Origin of the sequence: Pseudoalteromonas sp. BSi20439, from assembly GCF_000241165.1 — a bacterium.
Taxonomy (GTDB): Bacteria; Pseudomonadota; Gammaproteobacteria; order Enterobacterales; family Alteromonadaceae; genus Pseudoalteromonas.
Window position 1 is genome coordinate 1 of sequence record NZ_BADW01000215.1, and the last position, 13,205, is coordinate 13,205.

11 protein-coding genes and 1 pseudogene are annotated in these 13,205 nt (G+C 40.6%); 5 read left to right on the forward strand and 7 right to left on the reverse strand.

Going from position 1 to position 13,205, the window contains the following annotated elements; genetic code table 11:
* The coding region (locus tag P20439_RS15990; protein ID WP_036934477.1) for a transposase at positions 1-409 on the reverse strand (409 nt) is incomplete at its 3' end.
* 645 nt (positions 410-1,054) lie between these two features.
* Here P20439_RS15990 and P20439_RS15995 point away from each other — a divergent pair.
* Positions 1,055-1,396, forward strand: a complete 342-nt coding sequence (locus P20439_RS15995) for a DUF4258 domain-containing protein (protein WP_008109362.1) — start codon at positions 1,055-1,057, stop codon at positions 1,394-1,396.
* Positions 1,397-1,405: 9 nt separating this feature from the next.
* Positions 1,406-1,849, forward strand: coding sequence for a DNA-binding transcriptional regulator (locus tag P20439_RS16000; RefSeq protein WP_008109361.1), 444 nt, complete (start codon positions 1,406-1,408; stop codon positions 1,847-1,849).
* Between the two features lie 176 nt (positions 1,850-2,025).
* On the opposite strand, the gene P20439_RS16005 is transcribed toward P20439_RS16000, so the two are convergent.
* Positions 2,026-3,252, reverse strand: a complete 1,227-nt coding sequence (locus P20439_RS16005) for an RNA-guided endonuclease TnpB family protein (RefSeq protein WP_008468359.1) — start codon at positions 3,250-3,252, stop codon at positions 2,026-2,028.
* Between the two features lie 906 nt (positions 3,253-4,158).
* On the opposite strand from P20439_RS16005, the pseudogene P20439_RS16010 reads away from it, so the two are divergent.
* Positions 4,159-4,470: pseudogene (locus P20439_RS16010) on the forward strand (UTP--glucose-1-phosphate uridylyltransferase); the annotation flags it as partial.
* 227 nt (positions 4,471-4,697) lie between these two features.
* Positions 4,698-5,180: a transcription/translation regulatory transformer protein RfaH gene (gene rfaH, locus P20439_RS16015; protein ID WP_008109597.1), complete on the forward strand. Its 483-nt coding sequence runs from the start codon at positions 4,698-4,700 to the stop codon at positions 5,178-5,180.
* Between the two features lie 185 nt (positions 5,181-5,365).
* Here rfaH and P20439_RS16020 read toward each other — a convergent pair whose 3' ends face one another.
* From P20439_RS16020 to P20439_RS16035, 4 genes are all read right to left on the reverse strand, one after another.
* Complete coding sequence (locus P20439_RS16020; RefSeq protein WP_008468364.1) at positions 5,366-6,733, reverse strand: MFS transporter; 1,368 nt, start codon at positions 6,731-6,733, stop codon at positions 5,366-5,368.
* Positions 6,734-6,981: 248 nt separating this feature from the next.
* Positions 6,982-8,229: a type II toxin-antitoxin system HipA family toxin gene (locus P20439_RS16025; protein WP_008468365.1), complete on the reverse strand. Its 1,248-nt coding sequence runs from the start codon at positions 8,227-8,229 to the stop codon at positions 6,982-6,984.
* Positions 8,219-8,557 (reverse strand): helix-turn-helix transcriptional regulator, encoded by a 339-nt coding sequence (locus P20439_RS16030; protein WP_008110891.1) that lies wholly within the window; start codon positions 8,555-8,557, stop codon positions 8,219-8,221. The genes P20439_RS16025 and P20439_RS16030 overlap by 11 nt, the downstream gene beginning before the upstream one ends.
* Positions 8,558-8,828: 271 nt before the next feature.
* Positions 8,829-10,211 carry an MBL fold metallo-hydrolase RNA specificity domain-containing protein gene (locus tag P20439_RS16035; RefSeq protein ID WP_008110887.1) on the reverse strand — a complete coding sequence of 461 codons (1,383 nt, stop codon included), beginning with the start codon at positions 10,209-10,211 and terminating at the stop codon, positions 8,829-8,831.
* A 661-nt stretch (positions 10,212-10,872) separates the two neighbouring features.
* On the opposite strand from P20439_RS16035, the gene P20439_RS16040 reads away from it, so the two are divergent.
* A complete protein-coding gene (locus tag P20439_RS16040) occupies positions 10,873-12,039 on the forward strand; it encodes a nucleotide sugar dehydrogenase (RefSeq protein ID WP_008110885.1) in 1,167 nt (388 codons plus the stop codon).
* Between the two features lie 188 nt (positions 12,040-12,227).
* On the opposite strand, the gene P20439_RS16045 is transcribed toward P20439_RS16040, so the two are convergent.
* A complete protein-coding gene (locus P20439_RS16045; protein WP_008110883.1) occupies positions 12,228-13,151 on the reverse strand; it encodes a manganese-dependent inorganic pyrophosphatase in 924 nt (307 codons plus the stop codon).
* Positions 13,152-13,205 lie beyond the last annotated feature (54 nt).

Here is a 13,205-nt window from a genome sequence, read left to right on the forward strand (position 1 = left end):
ACTCAAACATATTCAGACGACGGCAGACTTCAACAAACGTTTTGCACACATTTTTTATACCATCTCCGTTGTCTTTTCTAAAATCAGCAATCGTTTTAAAGTCGGGTGCCAACTTACCAAGTAGCCACATCAGTTCAATATTGCGTTGGCATTCGGTTTCTAATCGGCGGGATGATTGAATACGGTTGAGGTAACCATAAAGATACAGTTTTAATAATGTGGCTGGATGATACTTAGGGCGGCCTGTGGACTTTAAAGTTAATCCTTTAAACCCCAATTCAGCTAGATTTAGTTCCTCAATGAAAACATCAATCACTCTGACCGTATTATCTTCACTGACGTAATCTTCCAACGATTCTGGAAATAACGTTGATTGGTCACGACTTTCACCGCTTATAAACTTTGACATACTGCCTCAACCCTCAACTGAATCAATAGTCTAATTATATAAATATCAGTATATTAAGTGAACTAAATGTATAGATTAATAGATCATAAGCAGAACATACTTAGACCAAAAGGTGATCTGAGTTTTCACACAGTCTGTGCCAAAAGCGGACTATGGTACTAACTCGTTTATGCCCCAAGACGAGTTAGGAAAGAAACTCACCCTTCTGTGAAGGTGGTAGTTGTTGTTTTTGCTGACGGCGATACTAGGGCCTAATGATCTTTCAAGGTTAAATTTGCAGCAGTCTGTTTGGTATTTAGGCAAGGCAGAGCCTATGTGGTGTGGTTATTCCCCATAAATAGGTGATAACGCAGCATCAATGCCAAACAGGCGCTGCCCTTTGGGTTCTGCCTAGGGGCGATTTACTCTTTGTTGCCTACATGGATGTAGGTAAGGAGCGTGAGCAGGACGCGGAAGCTTTGCTCGGTTTTGACTTAGTCCACTAGGTTACAAACCTCGCGCCGCGATTAAACCGCCCCTAGTTTGAACAAATTTTAATCCGCAAAGATCAACAGGCCCTAAGTTCGTTTAGAGTTTTTTCAAGTGATAGTTGACAATACGTTGCCTTCCTATCAAAATGATAGGTATCAGATTGATAGGTGGTTCATGGTTGAAAATAATCCACAAGGTGTTAAAGAATTCCCACTTACAGAGGGAACAGCCAGAAAAATAATGAATGATCTGGCAGAGAATTATACCCACAGGATTCGATGGAGCAAGCATGTTAAACAACGCATGCATGAACGAGGGGTTACTACAGCACAAATAATTACTCTACTTAAGAGTAAACATTCGGTGTTTAGAGAGGGTCCATACCCTGAGGCCTCCGGAGATTGGAAATTTAACTTGAAAGGTTTAGCAGCGGGCAAAGTTATTGAGTTGACTGTTGCACTTAAGAATCATCATGACAGTCCTATGTCAGTTTTAGTAACTGTATGGATAGATTAAGAGGTTGATATGTACCATTATACTGAAAGCGGTTTATTAAACGTGTATCTAAAAAATGGTGTTACCGTTGAAGAAATCGATGGTGAAGAATATACAAGTATTGATGATATGAACGGACTTCATAGCGCAATAGCGCAGGTTGTTGTCGACAGCAATAGGCCTCTTGCGTATGAGGAATTTAAATTTTTACGTATTGAAATGAATGTTTCTCAAAAAATGCTTGCGACACGTTTTGGTGTGGATGAACAGACAATTGCACGTTATGAGAAAGGTCAAACAAAAATTCCACGTACTACAGATGCGGCTTTAAGAGCTTTGTATATGGAAAGCCAAGAGCAAAATAATCCCGTAAGTTATTTTCTTGATTTACTGTCGGATACTGAAGCTGAGGAAGCTGCAAAAGTAATTCGCCTAGAAGAAATCGAAAACCATTGGGAAGAAGTAGAAAGCTAAGCCTTAAACCACTTAGCCAAAAAGCCGACATTAAGTCGGTTTTTTGGCCTTTATTCATCTTAAAGCAATGCTAGATAATTTGTGGTTTGTATTTCGTACTAATTTATAGCTAGTGAACTACCCACCGACGCCACTACGTGTCGATCAATGGGCTTCTACAGCCTAGATTTTTAATGCTAGGCTACTTCTTTTTTCTCAGTTCCAACAGCAAACTTCGACAACTCGAAGACTTTCGTTTTAATAGCTGATTTCTGCTGAGATGTGGGGGCTACCCTTGCGACGATCCCAGCCGCAATTAAATTTAACTCACCTGTTTTTGCTATACTTTTAGCCGCTGACAAGTCTCGGCTTTGGTAAACTTCGCAAGCTTTACAAGTGAAATTTCTGTCGTTCAATGTTAAAACATGGTGCTGGCCGCATTCTGCGCAAATCCCAGTGGATTTTTCAAACCTGCCAATCTCGTGATAGAGTTTACCTTCAAGCTCAGTTTTGTATTTTGAAAGCTGAGTTATCAGAGCCATCACATTGTCAGCTACCATACTGCCATTGAATTTTTGCATCGCTTTTACATTTAAATCTTCAAACACTAAAATATCATTTTCATTGGTTATCTGTCGTGAAATTTTATGTGCAAAGTCGAGCCTTTGCCGTGAGATCTTACCGTGTAATTTATTGATGCGTTGTTTGGTTTTGTGCCAGCGATTTGAACCTTTAGTTCGGCGTGCAAGCTGACGTTGCAATTGATTTAACTTTGTTTTTGACTGTGTTAAAAACTTTGGATTGTCGGCCACGTAGCCGTTCGAGCCAACTACCGTTTGCTTTGAGTTAATGTCAAAACCTGTGATGTTTTTTAGAACTTGCTTGGCTGTCTTGCACTCCACTTCTTGAGTAATACTGCATTCCCATTTACCGTGGCGAAACTGAACAGTTACCGTTTTGATTTTGCTAGCCAGTTCGCGATGTAAAATGATAGGCACTTTACCAACTTTTGGAATACTGATAGTGCCATTTTCAATGCGGATACAGTTCGAGTTATTGACCGCTCGAAAACTGTCATTGTGAAGCTTTTTCTTTTTGTATGAAATCTTGTGTTTTGGGAAACGTTGTAAGCGCCCCTTAGAAAACGCATTTTTCATTGCCGTTTCTAAATCACGAGCAACTTGCTGAGCTGCTGCCGAGTCAAAAGACTTAATCCACGTAAACTCTTCAAAAGGCTTTATTTCCTTAAGAAGCGAGGCCATATCATTGTAGAACAAGAATGTTTTATCGAACCCATATCGACGCATATTTTCAGACAGTAATAAGTTCCAAATGCCACGCGCTGTCGCGCCAAATTCAACGAGTTTAGCTTCTTGCTCTGGCGTAGGGTTTAGCCTGTAGTTGTATCTAAGCGTCTTTTTCATATACTGTATAGACTACTGTATGGAAATGAGTTGTCAAGATGGAATATGAGACTAAATCACACTGCACTACCATTCTCATCAAGAACAGGGCTAGTTATTCCGATTCATCCCACCGACGCCGCTTCGCGTCGATCAATGGGTTTTCTCGGAAGGATTCGATAAACTAAAGGGGAAATCATTATGCCCGCATTAAAAAGTAATGTGCTCGCTCAGAGTCCAAGTAATCTGCTGATGGAAGAGGGGTATTGAGAAGCTAGCCAGCGGTATATTTATAAGTGGTACATCATGTACACATATTGATTATTTACATGAGTAACATTGGCGCTTTTGCGCAAAAGCACCACGCTATACCTATCGACTTCACCCCATTTAGGCGCTGTATAGCGCGTCTAGCATTGAGTATTCACTTTTACATTCACTATTTCACCAGTTACGGATGAAGCTACGATAAAATCGCAGGCTTGAGCGCCAAGCCGACTCACTGGTTGTCATTTTAACGCGTAAAACCCCCTTAAATTAGGTAAAAAAGCGCCTGACCACATAATAAAAAAGTGAATTTTTTCACTTTTTCATCTCAGACTTTTAGCTGCTAAGACTCTATGAAATAGCCATATTGAGACACGGTGAATCCTTTTTTATGGGCATTATTTAATATGTTGGCATATTAAAAAGTGAATTTTTACACTTTTTTATCTCAGACTTTTAGTGTGCTAGCGTGTCGTAAATAGCCAGATTGAGACACTTCTCACTCGCATTTTTCACGATTAAAACTGTCTCAAATGTTAAAAATCAGACGTTTTTGTGTCTCATATAAAAAGCTAAATCGCGCGCAAGGCCTTGCTGTGTAAGTGTTTGAGGGGAGGGTGGTGTTTTCTTCTAATAGAGGGAACTATCGGATCCTTCTTCGCAATGGTTGAAAAACCAGCCGCAGAGGTTGCTCCTTCAAATTTAGCCGTTGTTGGTCGTTATGTTTTAAGTAAAAATATTTGGCCATTACTCGCTAAAACTCATGTTGGCGCAGGCGGTGAAATACAACTTACAGACGCGATTGATGCATTACTTGCTATTGATACGGTAGAAGCGTTTCATGTGAGTGGCCGCTCACATGACTGCGGCGATAAACTTGGTTATTTAAAAGCCATTGTAGAATACAGCATGCGCCATGAAAGCTTAGGTTATGAGTTTACTGAATATATGAAAGAGTTGGTTAAAGGGTAAAGGTGCTAGGGGCTAGGGGCTAGGTAGAGATTAAGCCAAGCATGGTTTTAAAATTCACGGTAGTGGGTTACCGGTAACGGGCAACGAGTAATGGGCTACGGGTCTAAAACCTAGGACCTAAAACCTAACTATCAGGCTCGCATCAATTCCGTGAGTAGTTTACAATGGCAAGTTCGGTTTGATAAATGCTGGCGACTGCTCGTTAAGCTAAGGTTACAGGGTATAGTATGGAAAATTGGTATTTAGTTATGTGCAAGCCCCGACAAGAGGAAAGGGCAAAAACTAACTTAACCAACCAAGGGATTGAGGCATTTTACCCCAAATTAACAACAGAAAAGCTGGTTAAAGGTCGTCGTACTGTTAAACAGCTCGCTTTGTTTCCTAATTACTTGTTTGTTCGTCTTGATTTAAAAAGCGGAAATTTTTCTGCTGTAAAAAATACCCGCGGTATTGGTGGGTTTGTGTCTTATGGTGCGAGTTATCAAATAGTCCCTGTAGCTTTAATTGAACAATTACAAAGTAAATGCTCACAAACCGTTGAGTCAACAATGCCAAAAGCGGGTGATGTAGTCAGCGTTAATAACGATTCTTTTAAAAGTATTCAAGCAATATACAAAGAGCCCGACGGCGATATGCGCAGCATTTTGTTAATTAACTTACTGAATAAGCAAATAGAAATGAGTGTAGACAATAAAGATATTGAATCTTAGGTGATAGGTGATAGGTGCTAGGGTTTAGGTGATAGGTAGAGATTAGGCCAAGTGCGGTGTTAAAGTTCATGATAACGGCAGCGGGTTACGGGCTTCGAGCTACGGGCATAGATCCTAGAGCCTAGAACCTTGAACCTCCCTCGAACCTAGTGCCTCGCAGCTCGAAGCTCGAAGCTAGCAGCCTTTTAAGCCCGACCTCGCAGCGCAGAAATACAGCTTGCCAGCATGACAAATCCTAATGACATTTTAAACGCCAATGAAATGGTGCTCATTAGTGCGTGGCTATTTTGCGCTGAGAAGGTGCTGTCACCAAGGTAATAATGCACAATTAAGTTTATTAAGCTCATACCAAATAAATTACCAATAGTGCGTGATAAGTTCATTGAGGAAGACGCCACACCTAGCTCACTTTTATCCACTGCACCCATAATGGCATTGTTGTTAGGGGTCGAAAATAAGCCAAACCCAATCCCTAATAATAACAGTGAGCCGCTAATGTAAGCGGTGCTTGAGTTAACCGATAACTGGGATAACAGAAAAAATCCAACCAGAACAATTACACAGCCTAGCGTGGCAAGTAAGCGTGGTTGTATTTTATCGGCAAGCTTACCTGCTAGGGGCGCCATAATAGCCATTGAAACCGCTTGTAGTAATACTATTTGTCCTGCATGTGCGGGGCTTAATCCTTTTATATATTGCAGGTACAAACTTAACAAAAAGGCCAGTGAAAAGTTACTGGCATACATTAAAAACGATGTAGTCAACGATAGGCTAAATACACGACTTTCTAAAAACATTTGTACTCTAATTAACGGGCGCCGACTGCGACTTTGGTGAACAATAAATAGCATTAAACAAATGATTGAAAGTGCGGTTAATAGCCAGCCAGCTATATTCGGTAAATCACTTAACCCTAATACTAAGCACAGTGCAAAGAGCGAGAAAATAACCATACCCCACCAGTCAAACGGCGATTTTTTATCGTTTTTCCATTCGCCATGCAAAAACAGTTTAATGGCAATAAGCAGCATAAGTACCAGGGGGATTTGCGAGTAAAACACGGCGCGCCATCCCCATATTTCAGTGAGCCAGCCACCAACCGCAGGCGCTGCACTGAGTCCTATGTACACACACGCCGCAGAGATGCCCAGTGCCATTCCGCGTTTATTATCAGGCGTAACAGAGGTGATAATGGCAACACCTATACCAAAAATCATGGCGCCTGCAGCCCCTTGTATAAAGCGCCAAAAAAGCACCCACTCAATAGAATTTGCTAACGCACACATTAGCGAGGCCAGCGCATTTAAACCTAAACCAAATGCATACACGCGTTTGCGACCATAGTTGTCTGCTATTTTACCGCACGGCAGCATAAAAAGGACGCTACTGAGTAAATACAAGGTGGGCATCCACGCAATCATTTTTGCGCTTGCGTGTAAATCTTCAGCAAGGTCAGGAATAGCGATGTTAACGCCTGCCATGCCAAGCGGTCCAATAATAGAGCCGCTACAAACGATAATAAGTGCAATTGTCGTGGGGGGGAGATTAAACAAGAGGTATCCTTTTATTTATTGGCCTTAAAATGATACGTGAATATACTTGCTTGTACAGGATTTAAAGGGCAGCGGGTTGCGGGCGACGAGCGGTGGGCAACGGGGAGCGGGCACTGAGCAACAACGGGTTACGAGCCTAGAGCTAAACACCGAACCTCGAACCTAAAATCGACGCGGGGTGAACCCGCTGCTACATGCATAAAAATAGCCGCAAGGTTTTTAAATACCTCGAACCTCGAACCTAATCCCTAGAACCTAAAATCTTCATGAAGGCGTTGCCAATGAGTTTTAAGTTGTTGTTTATGTGCTTTACTCATTGGTAAATTCTTAATCGCATCTGGCCATTGTGTACGCGCTTTATTAATTACATCATCTAAATGAGGTTTTATAGCTCGCCAAGGAGTGTCTGCTTTTTTAGACCAGTATTCAAAATGTTTATAAGAGATATCGTACCATGCTTTTGTTTTCGCGAGGTTGAGTGCAAAATGTTGCTCATTTGCAATGTAAACACTGGTTGTAACTATATCATAAGCAGGTGATAGCCTTGGCGTTGTTTGGTCTGAATATAATAAACTCCAATTTTTTAGGTGAGCGTCACCATTAGCTAGCAGAATATTAGCAAGTAAACGTCTTGCTAGCTGTTGCACATCAGCGAGCCCATCCTCTGAAAACTGATATAAGATCCTTGCTATTTGCTCATAGTTTCCTGAATTGTATTTATCGTGTGGGTACTTAACGAGTACTTGTGCAAAATCTTCCATGTGAATTCGTTGATTGTTTTGCCTATCGAATCGCTTTATTGCAAACGCTAGTTTTTCATCAGGTAAATTAATTTGAGGTAAATTATCTAATTGTTCAATATTAACTAGTTTTATATCCGGAATATCCACACCTACCATTGACGCTAAAGTCATGGATGTAAACTCATTAGTAGGCACATCTTTATGTTTAGTTGAGGGGGTTTTTATGATCCAATCACCTAACACATTATCACGTGCTAAATTATATCGGCCGTCTTTTTCTTTCATAGAAAATTTCATTTGGACACCAGCCAAAGAAAATTTATTCTCTTGATTTAACTTGTCAAAATTCACCGCAGTTACTTGGCCATGACTATTAAATAGGCTAATTGGAACATCCTCAGGCTTCATTGGTTCAGCAACTAAAGCACCTGGTAAGTCCATTCCGAGGTACGAAAGGATGTGAAACTCATTATCTACATGAGTTTTAAGGCCTTGAGCTATTAGTTCGCTTAATGAACCTTCTGGTAGTAGGTTTGATAGTATGGGGTGAACGCGTTGGTTTGTTACCCAAGGTTCTGACATCATTTTTTCAGCTCGTGGGAAGTTTGGATGTGTAGTTAAGCTAAATGTTGGCCTCGTTTTATTTAAACGAAAGCTTTCATCGAAGTGGAATATGTTTAAGCCATTTTTACCCCCAGCAAGAAAGCCTACTACATGGCCATGCAGTGTTAACTTTAAAACATTAATTTCCATGTTCATCCTCATCCTCTAGTAATCCTTTCCATGGATCTTCAGATACAGTTATTTTTTGTAGGCTTTGATTAGGCTTTTGGTGTTCGGTTGGTATGTTGCCATCACTGTTTTTGAGGGCTGCTAATACCACACTCATTTTTTCTTTCGGTATTAACATTATTTCACTATTAAGCCCTTGAGCTACTAATGTTAGCGTATCTAATCTGGGATTGCCTTTTGCTTCAAGTCGCTGGTATTGTTGCCTAGAAATACCAATGCGCATGGGCATTTCATTTTGTTTTATTTTTAGAGCAAGACGACGGTTTTTTATTTGCTGTAGAAGGTTCATTTAAGGAAACTAATAAGTTGCTTTTTAAATTTATAGAAACATATTAGTTGCTATTGTTGTTTTTAGCAACTTAAGTGTTGCTATTTTATACTGTACTCGGGTTGCGAGTTACGGGCGACGAGCGACGGGTGACGGGTGACGGGCCTAAAACCTAATAACGACGCGGGGTGAACCCGCTGCTACAGATATTTAAAAACCTTGCGATATTAACCGCAAGGTTTTTAAATTTCTCGAACCCCGAACCCCGAACCCCGAACCCCGAACCTAAAACCTATCCCTTCCCAATTTCTACCTTCACCTCGTTCCCCAGTACTTCCCTATACTTTGTAGCGAGTGCATTTTTAGCGTCATCATCGCCGTGGACTATTTTTATATGGCGGGGCTTTTTGCGCATACCGGTTACAAATTTAATGAGACCTGCCTGATCTGCATGAGCACTATAACCGCTTATAGTGTGTATTTTGGCGTTAATATTCACCCTAGTATTATTTATCAACACGTAGCCATTTTTTGGTCCGTAGGCTTGTATGTCTCGACCTAATGTTCCGCGCCCTTGGTAACCTACAAATAGTACGTCGGTGGTTTCATCTGTTAAAAATCGCTCTAGGTAGTTAACTATTCTTCCGCCGGTGCACATACCGCTTGCAGCTAGGATAATTGCAGGTGTTTGGCGTGTGGCGAGGTAATTTATTAACGCTAAGTGCTCGCTATGGGTATTTATTGTAGTGAGGTTTTCAAAGTCGAGAGGATGGCGGCCTTTGGCTACTTTTTGTTTTGCTTCTTCATCCCATAAATATTTAAATTTTCGGTATTGCTGAGTAAAGTTAGCTGCCATGGGGGAGTCGAGTATTACTTGTATTGTGCGCCAAGGTGAGTTTTTAGCAGAAGCATGAATTAGCTGTTCAAGCTCGTATAACAGTTCTTGCGTGCGGCCAATACTAAAGGCAGGCACAAGTACTACGCCGTTGTCGGCAACAGCGCGTTCAATCACGTTTTTTAAGGTTTGCGTACGTTGTTTACGACCTTGGTGATTTTTATCTCCATAGGTCGACTCTATCACTAAGGTATCGGCTTTATAGGGCGCTTTAGGTGCGGGTAGTAAAGGCGTATAGGGCGCGCCTAAATCACCAGAAAAAACCACTCTATGATTATTATTAGCTTTGTGGGGAGGTGTGCCTATGTCTATTTCAACATAGGCGGAGCCTAAAATGTGCCCTGCTCGTTGTAATCGGGCTTTCGCTGTGTGTTCACCTTTGCAAGGAAGATCGAACCAGGTTTTAAAATCAACTTCAATAATTTGCTGTTTAAGTAATCTTAAGCAGGTGTCTATTATTTTTTGGTCTCGCGTAACGCCCACTTTTAATGCATCTTCAATGACTAACGGCAATAAGCTTGCTGATGCGACAGAGGTAAATATGGGTCCTTTAAAGCCAGCCATTAATAAGTAGGGGATTCGGCCAACATGATCGATGTGACAATGGGTGACAATCAGCGCGCGGACTGTATCTATATTAAATTCAATATTAAGATCATCAACAGAATCTTCACCTTGAAATAGCCCGCAGTCAATTAGAAAAGAGCTTTGATCGTTTATTATCAGCTGGTGGCATGAGCCTGTTACGCCATTTACTGCTCCATGGTGAAGTATTTGCATTTTATGTCCTTATGTTTTGGCTGCGGGCTTGCGGGCCAGGGGCTACGGCTCGAAGCTCGAGTCTAGCACTTAGAGCCTAACGCCTTTATTTTATAGGTAAATATAGCAGGCAATTAATAGTTTGGATTTTTAGCGGCTTACCATAGCGAAATTGCGCGAGGTGCTAGTAAAAACCTAGATCCTAGAGTTGCTTTTCAAATATGCCGTTTAGCTTTTGCTCTGGGTTCATCCCGCATCTTTTAGTGATTTTTTACCACAGAGGTCACAGAGTGCACAGAGGAAGTGATTAAAGACATGTTTTATTTGCCTTGTCTTCTCTGTGTAGCTCGAAGTGCCTCGGTGTTCTCTGTGGTAGAAATGTTTTGTAGGCGGGGTTTTATGCCTTACAGGTGTTTGGTTAAGAGTGGAATGTTAAAGAGTACGAGCTAGGGGTGCGATTTAAAATTTAGTTGTGAAGCAAGGGGCTCATTTTCGCTCACTTCTCTCTCAGTTCATGCATAATTTAAATGGGTTATATACTAAGTTGCGAAGAGCGCATGATGATTTAGAGGTGCAAAGTAAGGAACAAAATTATAAACAAAAGAGCTCCTTATTTGCCAATAACTTAGCTTTAACTATACTTTTGTTATTCATAGCATTACTTTTTATTTTAAGGCTACTTATGAAGATAACAGTGGTGGGCACGGGTTATGTTGGTTTATCTAATGCAATGTTGTTAGCACAACATAATGAAGTCATTGCATTGGATATAGACGAAGAAAAAATTGCGTTATTAAATAATAAGCAGTCCCCCATTGTTGATGATTACATTAGTGAATATTTACAGCGAAATGATTTAAATTTCACTGCTACAATAAATAAAAATCAAGCGTATACAGATGCTGATTTCATTATTATTGCTACACCTACCGATTACGATACTCATACGAATAACTTTAACACTAGCTCTGTTGAGGCAGTTATAAAAGATGCACTCATGTATAACTCCGATGCGGTGATAGTAGTTAAATCAACGGTGCCTGTGCGCTTTACTCAGCGAATAAAAGAGCAGTTTGGTATTGATAATGTGTTATTTTCACCAGAATTTTTACGTGAAGGTAAAGCTTTGTACGATAATTTATACCCATCACGAATTATTGTCGGGGAGCAAAGCGAACGCGCTACTGCATTTGCAAATTTGTTAAAGCAGGGCGCTATAAAAGAGAATATAGAGGTTCTTTTTACTGACTCAACTGAAGCTGAAGCGATAAAGCTTTTCTCTAATACTTACTTAGCGATGCGTGTTGCTTATTTTAATGAGGTAGACACCTATGCTGAATCACATAATTTAAATAGTAAGCAGATCATAAAGGGGGTGGGACTCGACCCTCGAATTGGCGAACATTACAATAATCCCTCATTTGGTTATGGTGGTTATTGCTTACCAAAAGACACTAAGCAGCTATTGGCTAATTACAAAGATGTGCCAAATAATATGATAAGTGCGATTGTTGATGCCAATACTACCCGCAAAGATTTTATTGCAGACTCAATTGTTAAACGTAATCCAAAAGTGGTGGGTATTTACAGGTTGGTTATGAAAACCAACTCTGATAATTTTAGGGCGTCAGCCATTCAAGGGATTATGAAACGCATTATGGGCTACAACATTGAAATGATTGTTTATGAGCCTGAATTGAAAGATGATGTATTTTTTAATTCACGAGTAATCCGTGATTTAAATGAGTTTAAACAACTTTCAGATATTGTTGTGTCTAATCGAATGGTTGATGAGCTGAGTGACATAACAGATAAAGTATATACACGCGATTTATTTGGTAGTGATTAAAATATCGTTAAAGGCTTAAGTGCTGGTTACGAGCGACGAGTTAGGCAACTAAACCTAAACCCTAAAACCAAATACTGACGCGGGGTGAACCCGCTGCTACAGGCATAAAAAAACCTTGCGATATTAACCGCAAGGTTTTTAAATTTCTCGAACCTCGAACCTCGAACCTCGAACCTCGAACCTCGAACCTAGCCCTTAAAAGCGTCTTGTAGTGGGGGTACTACTTGCTTTTTACGGCTTAATACGCCGTCTAACCATACTTTACCGTCTTCTGGTTTTTCACCATAAGCTTGCTCAACTAGGCTAGCATCGTCTGATGCAATTAGCATTTGTGAGCCTTCTTTCATAATGTCGGTTAGTAGTAAAAATACTGAATGACGACCGCCTTCTTCTTTAAGCTTCGCGATGTCGGCTTCAAGGTCGGGTTTAATATCGTCAAATACTGCAAGGTCAATAACTTCTAACTGACCAATACCAACAAGGTTACCGTTCATGTTAAAGTCTTTAAAGTCACGCATTACTAAGTCACGTACTGGCGTATCTTCAACGGCTGATTTAACGCGGAACATGTCCATGCCTAGTTCTTTGAAGTCTTCAATGCCTGCAATTTCTGCAAGCGCTTCAACACATTTAATATCGGCTGTAGTACAGGTTGGTGACTTAAAAATAACCGTGTCACTTAAAATAGCGCAAAGCATAATACCGGCAATGTCTTTAGGGATCTCAACGTTGTAGAAGTCATACATCATTTTAATAATGGTGTTAGAACAACCAACAGGGCGGATCCAACACTCAAGCGGTGTTGATGAGGTTAAATCACCTAGCTTGTGATGATCAACCACGCCCACTACGCGAGCCTGATCAATATCGTCAGGTGCTTGGGTTTTTTCTGTGTGGTCTACAATATAAACGTCTTCGCCAGCGTAGCTAAGTTTTAGCTCAGGTGCTTCAAAGCCGAATCTATCTAAAATAAATTGTGTTTCAGGTGACACTTCACCCAGGCGAGTTGGGATTGCTGGCTCATCAATTTGGTTTTTTAAATAAGCCAGTGCAATTGCACCACATATTGAATCTGAATCTGGGATTTTATGGCCCACTACATACATTGACATGACTAAACTCCTTAAAATTTGCCGATATTCTAGCAAAGTCTTTGGGTTTTAACA

Coding starts and splice junctions, on each gene's coding strand:
- P20439_RS16025 (WP_008468365.1), bottom strand. CDS start 8,229: ATGGAAATTAATGTTTTAAAGTTAACACTGCATGGCCATGTAGTAGGC.
- P20439_RS16035 (WP_008110887.1), bottom strand. CDS start 10,211: ATGCAAATACTTCACCATGGAGCAGTAAATGGCGTAACAGGCTCATGC.
- P20439_RS16000 (WP_008109361.1), top strand. CDS start 1,406: ATGTACCATTATACTGAAAGCGGTTTATTAAACGTGTATCTAAAAAAT.
- P20439_RS15995 (WP_008109362.1), top strand. CDS start 1,055: ATGGTTGAAAATAATCCACAAGGTGTTAAAGAATTCCCACTTACAGAG.
- P20439_RS16030 (WP_008110891.1), bottom strand. CDS start 8,557: ATGAACCTTCTACAGCAAATAAAAAACCGTCGTCTTGCTCTAAAAATA.
- P20439_RS16040 (WP_008110885.1), top strand. CDS start 10,873: ATGAAGATAACAGTGGTGGGCACGGGTTATGTTGGTTTATCTAATGCA.
- rfaH (WP_008109597.1), top strand. CDS start 4,698: ATGGAAAATTGGTATTTAGTTATGTGCAAGCCCCGACAAGAGGAAAGG.
- P20439_RS16005 (WP_008468359.1), bottom strand. CDS start 3,252: ATGAAAAAGACGCTTAGATACAACTACAGGCTAAACCCTACGCCAGAG.
- P20439_RS16045 (WP_008110883.1), bottom strand. CDS start 13,151: ATGTCAATGTATGTAGTGGGCCATAAAATCCCAGATTCAGATTCAATA.